This is a genomic window from Pseudomonas sp. BIGb0278 (assembly GCF_024809895.1).
Classification (GTDB): Bacteria; Pseudomonadota; Gammaproteobacteria; order Pseudomonadales; family Pseudomonadaceae; genus Aquipseudomonas; species Aquipseudomonas shirazensis.
In genome coordinates, this window is sequence record NZ_JANUEL010000011.1 from 1 (window position 1) to 17443 (window position 17443).

General features: G+C 60.3%; 10 protein-coding genes and 1 rRNA gene. 4 read left to right on the forward strand and 7 right to left on the reverse strand.

The window, feature by feature from the left end; all coding sequences use genetic code 11:
• The first annotated feature begins 153 nt into the window (after positions 1 to 153).
• Positions 154 to 269: ribosomal RNA gene (gene rrf, locus M2396_RS23975) — 5S ribosomal RNA — on the forward strand.
• Positions 270 to 421: 152 nt separating this feature from the next.
• On the opposite strand, the gene M2396_RS23980 is transcribed toward rrf, so the two are convergent.
• From M2396_RS23980 to M2396_RS23995, 4 genes are all read right to left on the reverse strand, one after another.
• Positions 422 to 2791, reverse strand: coding sequence for a TonB-dependent siderophore receptor (locus M2396_RS23980; protein WP_259078981.1), 2370 nt, complete (start codon positions 2789 to 2791; stop codon positions 422 to 424).
• A 201-nt stretch (positions 2792 to 2992) separates the two neighbouring features.
• The gene (locus tag M2396_RS23985) at positions 2993 to 3961 is read right to left on the reverse strand and encodes a FecR domain-containing protein (RefSeq protein ID WP_259078982.1); all 969 of its coding nucleotides are present in this window, start codon (positions 3959 to 3961) and stop codon (positions 2993 to 2995) included.
• A gap of 4 nt (positions 3962 to 3965) precedes the next feature.
• Positions 3966 to 4469, reverse strand: a complete 504-nt coding sequence (locus M2396_RS23990; protein ID WP_259078984.1) for a sigma-70 family RNA polymerase sigma factor — start codon at positions 4467 to 4469, stop codon at positions 3966 to 3968.
• 81 nt (positions 4470 to 4550) lie between these two features.
• Positions 4551 to 5243, reverse strand: a complete 693-nt coding sequence (locus M2396_RS23995; protein WP_259078985.1) for a GntR family transcriptional regulator — start codon at positions 5241 to 5243, stop codon at positions 4551 to 4553.
• 195 nt (positions 5244 to 5438) lie between these two features.
• Between M2396_RS23995 and lapG the strand changes: the two genes are divergently transcribed.
• Complete coding sequence (gene lapG / locus M2396_RS24000) at positions 5439 to 6200, forward strand: cysteine protease LapG (protein WP_224785603.1); 762 nt, start codon at positions 5439 to 5441, stop codon at positions 6198 to 6200.
• Positions 6201 to 6210: 10 nt separating this feature from the next.
• On the forward strand, positions 6211 to 8157 hold the full coding sequence (gene lapD / locus M2396_RS24005; RefSeq protein WP_259078986.1) for a cyclic di-GMP receptor LapD: 1947 nt from the start codon (positions 6211 to 6213) through the stop codon (positions 8155 to 8157).
• A gap of 23 nt (positions 8158 to 8180) precedes the next feature.
• Here the strand turns inward: lapD and M2396_RS24010 are convergent, their stop codons facing one another.
• The 3 genes from M2396_RS24010 to M2396_RS24020 form a co-directional block, all read right to left on the reverse strand.
• Positions 8181 to 8522, reverse strand: a complete 342-nt coding sequence (locus M2396_RS24010; protein ID WP_150571566.1) for a tryptophan synthase subunit beta — start codon at positions 8520 to 8522, stop codon at positions 8181 to 8183.
• Positions 8523 to 8628: 106 nt separating this feature from the next.
• The gene (locus tag M2396_RS24015) at positions 8629 to 10005 is read right to left on the reverse strand and encodes an HlyD family type I secretion periplasmic adaptor subunit (RefSeq protein ID WP_101322661.1); all 1377 of its coding nucleotides are present in this window, start codon (positions 10003 to 10005) and stop codon (positions 8629 to 8631) included.
• Positions 9995 to 12151 (reverse strand): type I secretion system permease/ATPase, encoded by a 2157-nt coding sequence (locus M2396_RS24020; RefSeq protein WP_101322660.1) that lies wholly within the window; start codon positions 12149 to 12151, stop codon positions 9995 to 9997. Before M2396_RS24020 ends, M2396_RS24015 begins: the two co-directional genes overlap by 11 nt.
• A 697-nt stretch (positions 12152 to 12848) precedes the next feature.
• Between M2396_RS24020 and M2396_RS24025 the strand changes: the two genes are divergently transcribed.
• A partial coding sequence (locus M2396_RS24025; protein WP_259078987.1) for a retention module-containing protein occupies positions 12849 to 17443 on the forward strand: 4595 nt, incomplete at its 3' end.

Here is a 17443-nt window from a genome sequence, read left to right on the forward strand (position 1 = left end):
TGGTAGTGTGGGGTCTCCCCATGTGAGAGTAGGTCATCGTCAAGATTCATTTCGCAAAACCCCTATCTGCGCAAGCAGGTAGGGGTTTTGTCTTTAAGTAGAGAGACTCAAGTTTCGCTGACACGTCTACCGACGGTTCGGCACACAGAATTTCTTGACGACAATAGAGCATTGGAACCACCTGATCCCATCCCGAACTCAGCAGTGAAACGATGCATCGCCGATGGTAGTGTGGGGTCTCCCCATGTGAGAGTAGGTCATCGTCAAGATTCAAATCCAAAGCCCCTGTCAGCGTTGCTGACAGGGGCTTTGTCTTTCTCGGCGGACTGCTTTGCTGTCAGGCCCCGGCCAAGACAACAGCCCAATAAAAAGGCCCGCTCCTGAATCCAGGAGCGGGCCTTTTGGCTTTCAGCCAGTGCGGTCAGAACTGATAGCTGACGGTAGCGCTGACATTGCGTTCCTCACCCATGTAGCAGTAGCTCAGGCTGGCACACGAAGCGATGTAGCTCTCATTGGTCAGGTTGTTGGCGTTAAGGCGCAGATCTACACCCTTGAGGCCGACCTTGCCCAGGTCGTAACCGATGGAAGCGTCGAACAAGGTGTAGGAGGGCACCTTCATGCTGTTTTCAGCATCTACCCAGCTGTACCCCACATAGCGCATGCCGCCGCCCAGTCTAAGGCCATCCAGAGCGCCCTGGCGGAAGTCGTAGTCGGCCCACAGCGAGAACATCTGCTTGGGCGCCTGCGTCGGCGAGTTGCCCTTGTTGTCTACAGTTGCCGCAGCCAGGCTAGGCATCGACTTGGCGTACTCGATGTCGGTGAAGGTGTAGCCACCCAGCAGCTTCAGGTTATCGGTCACCTGCACATGCGCTTCCAGTTCCAGGCCTTGTGAGCGCACCTGGCCTACTGCCCGGTAGAACTCCTCGTTGGGCTGTTTGGACGCAAGGTTTTCCTGTTCGATACGGAACACCGAGGCCGTGAACAGGTTGTCGCTACCCGGCGGCTGATACTTGACCCCGGCTTCCCACTGGGTGCCCTCGGTCGGCGCCAGAGGCCGGCCGTTCTGATCAGAAACGGTATTGGGGTTGAACGACTCGGAATAGCTCACATACGGAGCGATACCGTTTTCAAACAGGTAGAGCATGCCTGCGCGCGTAGTGAAGCTTGAACGGTCGTCACTGACCCGGGTGTCGCTGTCACGGTTTTCTTCGGAGACCTTGACCCAGTCCTGGCGCAGCCCCAGTGAAAAGCGCCACTGGTCGAGCTCGACCAGGTCCTGCAAGTACACACCGGTCTGCTGCAGGCGCCGCGTGTAGTTGTTTTCACCCAGTATCTGCAAGTTGCCGTTGCCGTACTGCGGGTTGGCCGCATTCAGGCTGTCGACGCTGCCATAGCGCCAGGCTACGTCGGCTTTACGCCGCTGATAGTCGGTACCCAGCAGCACCGTGTGCTTGGCCGCCCCGGTGAAGAATTCCGCCTGCAGCATGTTGTCGATGATGAACGAATGCAGGCGCTCGTCGCCGCCGGTGTAGGCCCGGTTCATGATGTTGCTGTCGGTCGCGCCCCAACCGGCGAAGTAGACTTGATCCATCGACACGTCGGAATCCTGGTAGCGGAAGTTCTGTCGAGCGGTGAACACATCGTTGAAGCGGTGCTCCAGCTGATAACTGAACGACTGCTGGGTGCGTTCATAGTTGTCGATGCCCGGCTCACCCTCGAAGAAGTGATCTGACAGCCGCTGACCATTGCGCTTGTGCAGCACGCCAGAAGCGGGCAGGCCGCCGTGGTAGCCGCCGTTGGGATCTTTCTGCAGGTAGGCCTGCAAGGTCAGCGAAGTATCCTCGCTGAAGTCGATGCTGATCGCTGGGGCGATGGCATAGCGTTCTTCCTTGTTGTGGTCGAACTGGGTATCAGCCGAATCAGCAAGGCCGGTCAGGCGATAGGCAATGCGCTTGTCGTCATCCAGCGGCCCGCTCAAGTCAAAGCCCATGCCGCGCTGGCCTTGGGTGCCGACGGTTGCCTGAACCTGGTGGAAGGCCTCGAAGGTCGGTTTCTTGGTGGTCAGCGCAACCAGCCCGCCTGGCGAGCTGCGGCCGTAGAGCACCGAGGATGGTCCTTTGAGGATATCGATACGCTCGAGGAAATACGGATCGACCTGCATGGTGCTGTAGGTGCCGTTATCACCCATCGACTTCAAGCCGTCGACATAGATGTTATCCACCGAGCCATCGTTGAAGCCGCGCATGGCCACATAGTCATAGCGGTGGGTGGCGCCATAGGGGTTGGTCAGCACCCCGGGCGTGTAGCGCATGGCCTGGGCAACCGTCTGCGAGCCCTGGTCGTCCATTTGCTGGCGGGTAACCACTGACACCGACTGGGTGGTCTCCAGAATAGGCGTACTGGTCTTGGTGGCGATCTGGCTGTGGGTGGCGTTGTAGCCCTCCATGCTGCCTAGCGCGTTGCCGAGGGTGAAACCGCGTACATCGGTGTCAGGCAAGGCCAGCGCAGCGTCTGTGGCTTGCTCGCGCAGTACGTAGCGGCTGCCATCGCTGCTGTCAGCTTGCAGGCCCGTGCCGTTGAGCAACTGGCGCAGTGCCTGGTTGGTCGAGTACGCGCCTTGCAGGCCAGGTGACTGCAGCTCGGCAGTCAATTGCGGGGTGCTCGACAGTGTTATACCAGCCTGGCGAGCGAACTGATTGAGCACATCATCGAGGTTGCCGGCGGCGATGCTGTACTGCTGGGAGGCACTGGCGGTTTCTGCTGCCTGGCTCAGGGGCGCGACAGCGGCCATGCCCAATGCAGTGCCGAACAAGGCGGCGCGTATGGCTCTGCCTAGAAGGGCTGAATTCAAGACAGGTCGAAAATCATTCTCGTTGATGCGGTGTGGTGAACGCTGGCCGGGCATGAGGGATCCGTAGGCTGATTAAGGGCAGTTGATGGTGCTTACTGTCCAAGCCGGACGTGTCAGCGCTTCCCGCCAAAAAAACTGGCGTCAGGCTGCCCGCTCCAGCCGCACCCACCAGCGGGTGCGTTGATGCAGGCGCACCGGCAGCGTCTGCGGCAGTAGCTCAAGCAACGCATCGGTGTCTGCCAGGCGGTACACGCCGGACAAGCGCAGATCGGCCACGTCGTCGCTACAACTGAGGAACCCGGGTCGATAGCGGGCCACCTCGGCGACGAAGTCCGCCAGGCGCATGTTGCCAGTCACGATGAGGCCGTCAGCCCAGGCGGCCGCGTCCATGTCGGGCTGCTCGACCACGCGGGGCCCATGCGCGTCTATCGACCAGTGCTGGTCGCTGCCCAGCCAGTGCAGAGCAGATGGGCCAGGGCCATGCAGCGCTACTTGGCCGGCGCTGACATTCACCTGTGTACAGTCGTCACGCTGACGCACCGTAAAACGACCATTCACGCCTTCAAGCAAAGCGTCGCGCGTTTGCACCAGCAGCGGTCGGCCGTCGGCTTGAGCGTCGCTGCAGGTCAGCATCAGCTCGCCGTGGTTGAGGCGAATCAAGCGCTGGCGGGCATCAAAGGCAAGGTCGGCAGCGCTGCGTGTGTTGAGTTGCAGCAGCGAGCCGTCCGGCAGGGTGACGCTGCGCCGCTCGCCAGTGCCAGTGCTGTAGTCGGAACGCCAGTCAGTCAGCAATTGCAGGTCCTTGCTCAACCAGCTCGCGGAGCCAATCAGCGCAGCCCCCCCCAGTAGCTTCAGGGTCTGGCGCCGATGCAGGCGGCGCTCGCTGGTTTCCAGTGTATGCAGCGCCAGGCCTGCGCCGGGGATGGCGCGCAGGTCGAGATCCTGGTGCAGGCTGAGCACTCGCTGCCAGGCGCGCTCATGTTCCGGGTGGGCCTCGCGCCATTGTTCACACTTGCGCTGCAAACGCTGATCTGGCCCGCTTTCGCGCAGCCGCAGCATCCACTGGATCGCTTGTTTGACGACGGTTGCCGAAGGCTGCGCAGCGCTCATCGATCTATAGCTCTTCTTCGTAGCGCAGTTGATAGCAGTGGTAGAGCGCATCGGCGATGTAACGCTCGACCGAGCGCAGCGAGATGCCCATCTGCTCGGCAATCGCCTTGTGGCTCAGGCCTTCGCATTGGGCCAGCAGAAACGCACGGCGTACCTTCGGTTTGAGGCCGTCGAGCATGCGCGCAATACGCTCGAGCAACTCCAGCAGCAGCTCGCGAGTTTCTGCCGAGGGTGCCTGCGCTTCGGGCAAATGCGACAGCGCCTCGCAGTAGGCGCGAGCCAGTTCTTCGCGGCGCCAATGGTCGATGACCAGGCCGCGGGCGACTGTGCGCAGAAAGGCTCGTGGGGTATTCAGCTGCAACTGGTCGCGGCGCTGGAGCAGGCGCACGAAGGTATCTTGCGCCAGGTCAGCGGCATCGGCAGCGTTACCCAGCTTGCTCCGGAGCCAATTGTGCAACCAGCCGTGATGTTCGCTGTAGAGCGTGTGCACGGAGTCGTGAGAAGACATGAAGATACGCCGCCAGCACTGCTGCATGAATGATAATTAGTCTCATTGTTTGCGGTCAGCGCTGATTTTGCAACCGCAATGTCAGCTGCTCTGCTGAGCATCCAGATAGCGGCGAATGGTACGGGCGCCTTTATTCAAATGCTCGGCGAGGATCTCGACCGCGTCATCCACCCGCTTTTCACTGGCTGCATCGACCAACGCGTTGTGATCGTCCTGAGTGAGTTTGCCCAAGCCCATCGCAGACAGGTGAAAGCGCAGGAAGCGTTCTTCTTCATTGAGCTCGCTGTCGATCAAGCGCAGTAGTTTCTGATTGTGTGCCTTACAGTACAGGCTCATGTGCAACAAACGATTGAGGCGGCCGATCTCGGCGTGCCCGGTCTGGTTTTCCAGTTGCTCGATGTAGCTGCGGGCGAGGGCGATATCGGTAGCCTCCAGCAGCGGAACCGACTGGCGCAGCGCCTCCGACTCAAGCAGTACGCGCAGGGCGTAGCTGTCGACGGCATCCTCACCGATCAGCGGCGCAACCACCGCACCCTTGTGCATGACCACTTTCAGCAAACCCTGCGCTTCGAGTTGGCGCAGCGCCTCGCGCACGGGCATCCGGCTGACGCCGAACAGTGTCGCCAGCTCTTGCTGGCGCACGGCAGTGCCAGGAGGCAGGCGCCCGTCGATGATCGCGCTACGCAAGCGTTCTTCGATGACACTACGAGCCAGATGTGCCGGGACTTGCTCAGTGCCAAGCACGGCAGACAACAGTTTGATTTTTTCGGCCACAGGGAGTCTGCCTCTACAACTGGCGGTATTGGATCCAATCAAGTTAGGGGCTTGCTGGAGGGGTGTCAAACCAGGGTGACAAAACAGTTTTGCCGCCCGTTTTGCGGGAGGCGGCTATGGTGAAGGAAGTCCATGCCGAGGGGAAGCCGGTGCGACGTTCGGGCTGTTATTGATTCAGCACGCAGTGATTGCAAGGTGCCATTGTCTTTTCCCGCCACAGGCCGCACCATCGCGGCTCCCGATTGGTCTGCACAGGTCTTCGCAGTGGCGATACCCAGCATGCTCAGTGTTGTCATGCGTCGGCTCGGCCTTGCTGCCTTGCTGGCATGCATGCTGCTGGGCGGCTTGCATGCGGATTGGGACTTTGCTCAGATCAGCCAGCGGGCGCAAAAGCTATATGGGCCGCTAGGTGCAGGCAAGGAACGCATCGATGCCTGGCAGAACCTGCTGGCGACGCAACAGCAGGGCAGTGAGCTGGAGCGTCTGCAAGTGGTCAACCGCTTCTTCAACCAGCAGTTGCGCTACACCGAGGATATCGACCTGTGGCATGAGGTCGATTACTGGGCTACCCCGATCCAGTCTCTGCTCAAAGGCGCTGGCGATTGCGAAGACTACGCCATCGCCAAGTACTTCAGCCTGCGGCGTATGGGCATTGCCAGTGACAAGCTGCGCATTACCTACGTCAAGGCATTACGCCAGAACCGCGCGCACATGGTCCTGACCTACTATGCCAACCCACAGGCGCAGCCGCTGGTACTGGACAGCCTGATGGATGCGATCAAGCCGGCCAGCCAGCGTACCGACCTGTTGCCGGTGTATTCCTTCAACGGTGAAGGGCTGTGGCTGACAGGCGCGGCGGGCAACAAGAAGGTCGGTGATACCAAGCGCCTGTCGCGCTGGCAGGATTTGCTGAAAAAAATGCAGGCCGAAGGCTTCCCGGCGGAGCCGGTCTACTGAAGGAGCACCGATGTCACTGTTCAAACAATTGCTGCTAGCCATTTGCTTGTTCCTCGTCGTTGCCTTCAGCGGCAGCTTCATGGTCAGCCTGGAAAGCTCACGTAGCCAGTATGTGAACCAGCTGCGTTCCCATGCTCAGGATGCGGCGACCGCCCTGGCCTTGTCGCTGACGCCGAATATCGACGACCCGGCGATGGTCGAGCTGATGGTCAGCTCGATTTTCGACAGTGGCTATTACTCCAGCATCAAGGTGGTCGACCTGCAGTCCAATGCGGTGTTGGTCGAGCGCCACGCCGAGCCTGACCGCGGCGGTGTCCCGGCCTGGTTCATCGGCATGATCGGCCTGGAGCCTGCGGGAGGTGACGCGATCGTCAGTCGTGGCTGGCAGCAGGCGGCGCGAGTCGAAGTGATCAGCCACCCGATGTTTGCCCTGGCCAAGCTGTGGCAGAGCGCGCTGGGCAGCCTGGGCTGGCTGTTGCTGTGTGGCGCGGTGAGTGCAGTGCTTGGCGCATTGCTGCTGCGCCGGCAGCTGCGCCCGCTGGATTACATGGTCGAGCAGTCGCATGCGATCGCCCGGCGCGAATTCCTCAGCCTGCCCGAGCTGCCGCGCACCCCCGAGCTGCGCCGCGTGGTGCAAGCGATGAACCAGATGGTCGAGAAGCTCAAGGCGCTGTTCACCGAACAGGCTGAGCGCAGCGACAAGCTGCGGGCCGAGTCTTACCAGGACAGCCTGACCGGGCTGGCCAACCGGCGCTACTTCGAAATGCAATTGGCAGCCCGCGTCAGCAACATGGAAGAAGCCCGCGCCGGTTACCTGCTGTTGCTGCGGGTGATGGACCTGGCTGGCCTCAACGCACGCATGGGCGGCCAGCGCACCGACCAGTTGCTGCAGGCAGTAGGTGAGCAGCTACGCCGCACCTGTGCCAGCTTCCCGCAGACCAATGACCTGATCACCCGTAGCCGCGGCGGTGAGTTTGCCGTGCTGGCGCCGGGCATGGTCCACGAAGAAGCGATCCAGCTGGCCCAGGCGCTGGAAGCTACCCTGCACAGCCTGCACGAAACAGGGGCCAGTGACGTCGACCCAGTTGCCTGCATTGGCCTGGCGCCCTACAGCCCCGGTGATGCGCCGCAGGCGCTGCTGAAACTTGCCGACGAAGCATTGGCCCGTGCCGAAAGTCAGCCGGCACCCGGTTGGGTGTGCCTGGAGCAGGGCGTCGCTGCTCAGGCTGCAGACAGCCATCATGCCTGGCATGCGCGGTTGGATCAGGCCCTGAGCGGCGGCCAGTTCGAGCTGTACTTCCAGCCCGTGGTCGCCAGCGAGGCGCCTGCACAGATCCTCCATTACAAAGTGATCTCGCGGCTGCATGACGAGCAGGGCGAGGCGCTGGCGGCGGGTCGCTTCCTGCCGTGGCTGGAGCGCTTCGGTTGGGTGCCACGGCTTGACCTGCTGGTGCTGGAGAAAGTCCTCAAGCATGTGCAAGGTCATCAGGAGTCGCTGTCGCTGAGCCTGTCGGCTGCAACCCTGGCCGACCCGCAAACGCTGCAGCGGGTGTTTGATCTGCTGGCCCAGCATCGTGCCCTGGGGTCGCGGCTGACCTTTGAACTGGCTGAAGAGCAATTGCCCGATCAGGCCGCCCTGGAGCAGTTGACCCGCCGCCTGCATGCACTGGGCTTCGGCCTGGCGCTGCAACGCTTCGGTGGTCGTTTCAGCATGATCGGCAACCTTGCCCATCTCGGCCTGGCCTATCTGAAGATCGACGGCAGCTATATCCGCAGCATCGACCGCGAGCAGCACAAACGCCTGTTCATCGAGGCCATTCAGCGTGCGGCGCACAGCATCGACCTGCCGCTGATTGCCGAGCGGGTCGAGACCGAGGGTGAGTTGCAGGTACTGCGCGAGATGGGCGTGCAGGGTATTCAGGGGCAACTGGTGGGTGAGCCCGCGCCCTGGCGTTGACGACCGGGGCCTCTGCTTGCCCTTCAGATCAAGCCGCTGGTGTCGTCATCGTCGATCAGGCTGTTCAGGCTGCCCAGCGACTTGCGCGCTGTGGAGCGGTTGAGCAGCTTGGACTGCGCGCCTGCCGGCAGGTCGGTGATGCTGAGTACGCCCTTGGTGGTCAGTACTTCGATCAGGTCTTCGAGCACACGGATCATGTCCAGGTCGCTCTGTTTGAGCTGCTTCAGGCTGTTTTCAACCTGATCGCCAGCAAACCATTCCTGAATTTCTGCGCTGTCGGCAGGGACCATTTCGTGGTACTGCTCGAACTCGGCGGCTTCCACCCGCAACAGCTGGCCCTTTTCGTCGCGTTGCACGTAGAACATGATCTGCCTCCGGTTGTCCTGAATCCCTGCCCTGACTAGCCAGCATAGGCAACAAGGCCCACTTGAGCTAACTGCTCGCGTGGGCCTGCGTTGTTGCGGCTACCGATCAGCGCTCGCGCAACGCCTCTGCACGAGCTTTGACAATCGGTTTGAGCAGGTAGCTCATGATGGTTTTCTTGCCGGTCATGATGTCGACCGTGGCAACCATCCCCGGGATGATCAACAGCGGCTTCTCGTCGGTACCCAGATGACTGCGGTCGGTGCGCAGGCGGATCAGGTAGTAGGTGGTCTTCTTGTCTTCATCGGTGATGGTGTCGGCGCCGATCTGCTCCAGCTTGGCCTTGAGCCCGCCGTATACGGTGTAGTCGTAGGCGGTGAACTTGACCGTGGCTTCCTGGCCCGGGTGGAGGAAGGCGATGTCCTTGGGCAGGATCTTCGCCTCGACCACCAGGGTATCGTCCAGCGGTACGATCTCGACAATATCGCTGCCAGGCTGGATCACGCCGCCGATGGTATTGACCAGCAGCTGCTTGACGATGCCACGCACTGGCGAGGTCACCAGAGTACGGTTGACACGGTCATCCAGGGCCTTGCTGGTGGCGGTAGCCTTGCTCAGCTCGGTGCGCGCCTCGTTCAGCTGAGTCAGCGCGTCACTGCGGAACTTGCCCCGGGTCTCTTCGATCTTGCTCTGCACTTCCTTGATCGCCGCTTCAGCGCGCGGTATCGCCAGCGTGGTGGCGTCCAACTGGCCGCGAACCTCGACTTCCGAGCGGCGCAGACGCAGCACCTCGACCTGAGACACTGCACCCTGGGCCACCAAAGGCTCGGACATGCCGATCTCCTGACGCAGCAGCTGCAGGCTGTTGGCGTACTGGGCACGCTTGGAGGTGAACTCGCGCAGCTCTTGCTGGCGCTGGACCAATTGCTGCTCGAGGCCGCCGATTTCATCGCGCAATTGCTGGCGGCGGCTCTGGAACAGCGACTCTTCGTTGCTCGCCTGTTGCGGTGCGGCTTTGCGCAGAACATCGTCGATCTGCAGCGCACGGTCTTCGATCTCGGCGTTCAAGCGCTCGACCCGCATGGCCATGGCCAGGCGGTCGGCTTCGGTCTCGCCGACGTTGGAGGCGAAGCGGGTCTCGTCCAGACGCAGCAAAGGTTGGCCGATCTCGACGATCTGCCCTTCCTTGGCGAAGATCTCGGAAACGATGCCGCCTTCCAAGTTCTGGATCTTCTGCAGCTTGGACGACGGGATGGCCTTGCCTTCACCGCGGGTCACTTCATCGATGTGGGCAAAGCTGGCCCAGAGGATCAGGAACAGGAAAAACGCGATCACCCCCCAGATGGTCATGCGCACCACCCGCGGTGCATCCTCGACCAGCGACTTGCGCACTTCTGGCAAAGGCGCGCCGGCCAACGACTCCGAACCTTTGAAGTAGCGGCGCAAGCTATCTTTGAAGCCGTTTATATCCAACTTACGCGACACTGATCTGCCCCTTTTTCAGCGCATCCATGACCGAGGCTTTCGGGCCGTCGGCAACTACTTGTCCACGGTCGATCACGATCAGCCGGTCGACCAGCGACAGCAGCGAGGCGCGGTGGGTGACCAGAACCACGGTCTTGTGTTCGATAACCGCCTGCAAGCGCTGCTTGAGGCGCTCTTCGCCAGTGTTGTCCATGGCGCTGGTAGGCTCGTCGAGCAGCAGGATCTGCGGGTTGAGCAGCAATGCCCGGCCTAGGGTAACGTTCTGCCGCTGGCCGCCGGACAGGTTTTGCCCGCGCTCGCCAACCTGCAGCTCGTAACCGTCCGGGTGCAGCCTGGCGAATTCGTGTACTCCGGACAGCTCAGCCGCCTGCAGGATCAGTTCGTCCTCGACATAGCGCGCACCGCTGACCAGGTTGTCGCGCAAGGTGCCGGCCAGCAGCTGGATATCCTGCGGCACGTAACCGATGTTGTGGCGCAGCTCGCTGACGTCGATCTGGCGGATGTCCACGCCATCGACCAGCAGCGAACCGTTGTCTGCTTCGTAGAGGCCGACGATCAGCTTGGCCAGCGAGCTCTTGCCCGAGCCGCTGCGGCCGATGATGCCGATTTTCTCGCCCGGGCGGATGTTCAGGTTGATGCCCTTGAGCGCCTGGTTCTGCTGGTTCGGGTAGGTGAAGTCGACCCCGCGGAACTCGATCGAGCCCTGCAGTACCTGGCGGCTCAGCGGGCGCTCTTCGAAATTGCGCTCCTGCGGCAGGTCCATCATCTGGTCGGTAGCGACCATGGTTACCCTGGCCTGCTGATAACGTGCCAGCAAGCCGTTGAGCTGGCCCAGCGGGCCCAGTGCACGGCCGCTGAGCATGTAGCAGGCCACCAGGCCGCCCATGCTCAGGTTGCCATCGATGATCTGGTAGACGCCCACGCAGATCAGCGCCACGCCTGCCAGTTGCTGGATCAGCATGGTGATATTCATTGCCAGGCCCGACAGCACCTTGACCCGCAGCTCGAGGCGGCTGAGGGTGCCCAGGGTCTGCTCCCACATGTACTGGCGCTCGCTCTCGGCATTGTTGACCTTGACCGCATCGAGGCCGGCGAGGGTTTCGATCAGGCTCGACTGGCGCTCGGAGGCTAGCGCCATGGTCCGCTCCATGGTCGACATCAAAGGCTTCTGCAGCGCATAGCCAATGCCCAATGCCAGCGGGAAGGCAATGATCGGGATCCACACCAGGTGGCCGCCGAGCATGGCGATGACGATCAGGATCAGAATGGTGAACGGCAGGTCGATCAGGCTGGTCAGGGTCAGCGAGGCGAGGAAGTCACGCAGGCTCTGAAACTCGTGGATGTTCTGGGCGAAGCTGCCCACCCGTGCCGGGCGATGCTTCATCGACATGCCAACGATGCGCTCGAACAGCGTGGCCGACACGATCAAGTCGGTTTTCTTGCCGGCCAGGTCCAGGCACAGGCTGCGCAGCAACTTGAGCACCAGGTCGAACACGTAGGCACCCGCAATGCCGATGGCCAGCACCCACAAGGTCGAGGTGGCCTGGTTGGGTACGACCCGGTCGTAGACGTTCATCACGAACAACGGTGCAGCCAGAGCGATGATGTTGATCACCAGGCTGGCGGCGATTGCATCGATGTACAGCCACTTGCTGCGTAGCAGCGTGTCGCGGAACCACGAGCGGGTACGCGGGATCAGGTTGCCGTGAGTAACGTCGAATTTGTGCTGTGGCTGGGCAAAGAAGACCTTGCCACTGTAGTCACCCAGTAGCGCCTCGCGGCTGACCAGGACTTCGCCACCGTCGCTCTCGCTGAGCAGCAGACGCGCAGTGTCGTCGTTTTCCCAGCCCAGCAGAACTGCGCTGCGCCCTTCGTTGAGCAGCAACATGGCTGGCATGGCAATGGCCGGGATCTGCTCCAGCTTGCGTTGCAACAGGCGCCCTTGCAGGCCGGCCCTAGCGGCGGCGCGCGGCAGCAGCTCGGCGTTCAGGCGCTGGGACGGCAAGGGCAGCCCGGTGGTCAACATCGCCCGGCTGGCTGGCTTCTGGTGCAGGACACACAGGGTCAGCAGGCTATCCAGTAGAGGATCGTCATGCTGGCTGCGTGGATCGTGACTGAGTTGGACTCGACTGACTTCGGATTCCACGCGGCGCTCTCTTCAGACCTTGCGGTGTTTGGGACGATGCCCACCTTGGCTCTCGGCCGGGCGGTGCACATGCGGTTTGATGTCATTTTGCACTGATGGCCATGGGCGCGACCACCCCGTGGCTTCAATACGGCGGGCTGGTGACTACAGCGCTGACCCATGTTTCGCTTGAAAACAGTCTGTTTGCCAGTGGGTTAGCGGTTCAGCACCCTTTACGTGCTATCGGCTGAAGGCTGGAAATCTTTCATTTTTGGCTGTTGGGTAATGCATTTTTTTCAGCCGATTCAGGTGTGAAGCTGGCATGACCAGTGCTTGTAATCGGCAGCACCTTATAGCAGTCAAAACTATGGCTCTTTTTTTATTTTTTGATTGTTTGCAAAGCTTGTTCCAAATCATCTGCAGGGGTGTCTTTCCCTGTTACCTGTCAGGCTCCAAGGCTTCGTAATTCGGGGGCTAAGGGCTTTTTGAGAGGGGGGCTTGAAGCAGCTGACGGGCGGTGAAAATATCAATGTGACATTACCCGCGTGATTGTTTAGGATGACGCAGTTTCGGTCAATACTTTGGCATATGCTTAATAGCTAAAAGTAATAGACATATATTTGACGTCAAAAAGTTATATTCATAGTTACTCAGCATTAGCAGCAATTTTCGTCTGCTAGGCATGAAGCCAACAAAATGGCTAGATCCGGAGAGTCCAATGAGCAGTGTTGTTGCCATCGTCAAAAGCATTGTTGGCCAGGTCATCGCGGTATCCCCAGAGGGCTTTCGTCGCGTTCTGATTGAAGGCGACCGTCTGATGGCGGGCGAGCAAGTCCTGACCGGCCCAGGTGGCGCGGTAACTCTGGAGCTGGCCGATGGCCGCATGCTCGACCTGGGCCGCGACTCGCAATGGAGTGCGGACGCTCCGGACAGCAGTGCCGATCTGAGCCAGGCCACCGCACAGGCAGCGCCCTCGGTCGAAGAACTGCAGCAAGCCATCGCCGCTGGCGCCGACCCGACCACCGAGCTTGAGGCAACGGCGGCGGGCCCGACTGCAGCCGGTAATGGCGGCGCGGCTGGCGGCGGTCACTCCTTTGTGATGCTTGAGGAGACTGCAGGCGCGGTCGACCCGACTATTGGTTTCCCGACTGGCCCGATCGGCTTCCAGACGCTTGCCGCCGACCTGGAGCCAGGCGCTGTCGATACCAATGTCAACGATGGCACCACGACTGATCCTGGCGTAACTCCGCCGGTGACCACGCCGGTTACCACCGGGGTGACACTGACGGCTACGCCTTCGATCACCGAGGCGGGTGGCGTCATCGTTTACACCGCGACCGTTGGCCAACCGCCGCTGACCGACCTGACCGTTACTCTCTCCAATGGCCAGGTCATCATCATCGGTGCAGGCCAGACCACCGGCACTGTCAATGTCCCGATCGCGCCTAACGATACCCCTTACATCGACGGCAGCGAGATTTCCGTCACCATCACCGGCACCACCGGTGGTGGTTTGGTCGTTGTGCCGAACCCAACCCCGGCGGTCACCCAGATCGTCGACACCATTGACACCACAACGGTATCGGTGACCGCCCAGCCTGCGAAGGAAGGCGACCCTAACCTCACCTTCAACTTCCAGTTGAGCAACCCGCCCCAGGCCGGTAGCCCGACCACCTTGACCGTGAACGTGGGCGGTACCAACTACACCGTTACCGTTGATGCCAGCGGTAAAGGCACGCTGGTGATCCCGAATACCAACGGCAGCGATGTCTACATCGATCCGTCTTCGGTCACCGCAACTGTGACCGGCGTAAATGGTGGCAACTTCGAGGCCGTCGATCTGGCTGGCGCGACCACCACTGTCACTGTCGAAGACACTATCGACACCACGACTGTTGCCGTGACCGCGGTGCCAGCAAAGGAAGGCGATACCAACCTCACCTTCAATTTCCAGCTGAGCAACCCGCCGCAAGCCGGCAGCACCACGACTCTCACCGTTAACGTTGGTGGCACTAACTACACCGTTGATATCGATGCTTCGGGTAAAGGTACCTTGCTGGTGCCAAACACCAACGTTGAAGACGTTTACAAAGATGGCAGCGAAGTCACTGCAACCGTCACTGCTGTGAACGGTGGCAACTTCGAAGCCGTCGACCTGACTGGCGCGACCACCACTGTTGCTGTCCAGGACACCATCGACACCACGACCGTGGCTGTTACTGCCGAGCCTGCGAAGGAGGGTGACGCGAATCTCACCTTCAACTTCCAGCTGAGCAACCCGCCTCAGGCCGGCAGCACCACGACGCTGACCGTCAACGTCGGTGGCACTAACTACACCGTCAGCATTGGCGCCGATGGCAAGGGCACCCTTCAGGTGCCGAACACCAATGTTGAAGACGTTTACAAAGACGGCAGCGAAGTCACTGCAACTGTCACTGCGGTCAATGGCGGTAACTTTGAAGCCGTTGATCTGACTGGCGCGACCACCACGGTTGCTGTCCAGGACACGATCGACACCACGACCGTGGCTGTTACTGCCGAGCCAGCGAAGGAGGGTGACGCGAATCTCACCTTCAACTTCCAGCTGAGCAACCCGCCTCAGGCCGGCAGCAGCACCACACTGACCGTGAACGTCGGTGGCACTAACTACACCGTCAGCATTGGTGCCGATGGCAAGGGCACCCTTCAGGTGCCGAACACCAATGTTGAAGACGTTTACAAAGACGGCAGCGAAGTCACTGCAACCGTCACTGCTGTGAACGGTGGCAACTTCGAAGCCGTCGACCTGACTGGCGCGACCACTACTGTTGCTGTCCAGGACACCATCGACACCACGACCGTGGCTGTTACTGCCGAGCCTGCGAAAGAGGGTGACGCGAATCTCACCTTCAACTTCCAGCTGAGCAACCCGCCTCAGGCCGGCAGCACCACGACGCTGACCGTCAACGTCGGTGGCACTAACTACACCGTCAGCATTGGTGCCGATGGCAAGGGCACCCTTCAGGTGCCGAACTCCAACGTTGAAGACGTTTACAAAGACGGCAGCGAAGTCACTGCAACCGTCACTGCTGTGAACGGTGGCAACTTCGAAGCCGTCGACCTGACTGGCGCGACCACTACTGTTGCTGTCCAGGACACCATCGACACCACGACGGTGGCTGTTACTGCCGAGCCAGCTAAGGAGGGTGATGCCAACCTCACCTTCAACTTCCAGCTGAGCAATCCGCCGCAAGCGGGCAGTGCCACTAGCCTGACCGTTAACGTTGGTGGCACGATCTACACCGTTAATGTAGACGCATCCGGCAAAGGCACCTTGCTGGTGCCCAACACCAACGCCGCCGACGCATACATCGACCCTAGCCAAGTGACCGCGACCGTCACTGAAGTGAGGGGCGGTAATTTTGAGGCCGTTGACCTCTCCGGAGCTACGGCTACAGTAACTGTCGAAGACATTATCCAAACCACCACTGTTGTAGTCTCGGCTGAGCCAGCGAAAGAAGGTGATGCGAATCTCACCTTCAACTTCCAGCTGAGCAATCCACCTCAAGCCGGCAGCCCCACCACGATCACCGTTAACGTCGGTGGCACCAATTACACCGTCGATATCGATGCGTCTGGTAAAGGTACCTTGCTGGTACCAAATACCAACGGCGCTGACGTCTACATTGATCCAAGTAAAGTCACCGCAACTGTCACCGAGGTGAACGGCGGTAACTTCGTGGCTGTAGACCTGGCTGGCGCAACCACCACGGTCACTGTCGAAGACACCATCGACACTACGACCGTTGCTGTAACAGCTGTGCCGGCGAAGGAAGGTGACGCCAACCTGACGTTCAACTTCCAGCTGAGCAATCCGCCTCAAGCCGGCAGCACCACCACCCTGACCGTGAACGTCGGTGGCACCAATTACACCGTTGATATCGACGCTTCGGGCAAAGGCACCTTACTGGTGCCAAACACCAACGGCGCTGATGTCTACATTGACCCAAGCAAAGTCACTGCGACCGTCACAGAAGTGAACGGCGGTAACTTCGAGGCAGTTGACCTGAGTGTTGCAACCACCACCGTCACTGTCGAAGACACCATCGACACCACCACTGTTGCTGTAACAGCTGTACCGGCGAAGGAAGGTGATGCCAACCTGACGTTCAACTTCCAGCTGAGCAACCCGCCTCAGGCTGGCAGCAGCACCACCCTGACCGTTAATGTCGGTGGCACCAATTACACCGTTGATATCGATGCTTCGGGTAAAGGCACCTTGCTGGTGCCTAACACCAACGGCGCAGACGTTTACATCGATCCAAGCCAGGTCACTGCAACCGTTACTGAAGTGAACGGCGGCAACTACGAGGCTGTTGACCTGAGTGGTGCAACCACCACCGTCACCGTCGAAGACACTATCGACACCACGACTGTTGCCGTGACCGCGGTGCCAGCTAAAGAAGGTGATGCAAACCTCACCTTCAACTTCCAGCTGAGCAACCCGCCGCAAGCCGGCAGCACCACGACTCTGACTGTAAATGTCGGTGGCACTAACTACACCGTCAACGTTGGCGCCGATGGCAAGGGCACCTTGTCGGTCCCGAATACCAACGTTGAAGACGTGTACAAAGACGGTAGCGAAGTCACCGCGACTGTCACCGCGGTCAATGGCGGCAATTTCGAAGCCGTCGATCTGACTGGCGCGACCACCACTGTCGCTGTCGAAGACACCATCGACACCACGACTGTGGCCGTCACTGCTGAAGCTGCGAAAGAAGGTGATGCGAACCTCACCTTCAACTTCCAGTTGAGCAACCCGCCGCAGGCTGGCAGCACCACGACTCTGACTGTAAATGTCGGTGGTACTGATTACACGGTAACTCTTGGCGCTGATGGCAAGGGCACTCTCCAGGTCCCGAACACCAACGTTGAAGACGTCTACAAAGACGGTAGCGAAGTCACTGCAACCGTGACTGCAGTCAATGGCGGTAACTTCGAAGCCGTCGACCTGACTGGCGCGACCACTACCGTTGCCGTCGAAGACACCATCGACACCACGACTGTGGCCGTCACTGCTGAAGCTGCGAAAGAAGGTGATGCGAACCTCACCTTCAACTTCCAGCTGAGCAACCCGCCACAGGCGGGTACCACTGCTACCTTGACCGTCAACGTCGGTGGTACTGATTACACCGTCACTGTTGGCGCCGATGGCAAGGGCACTCTTCAGGTCCCGAATACCAACGTTGAAGATGTCTACAAAGACGGTAGTGAAGTCACTGCGACTGTAACCGCGGTCAACGGCGGTAACTTCGAAGCTGTGGATCTGACTGG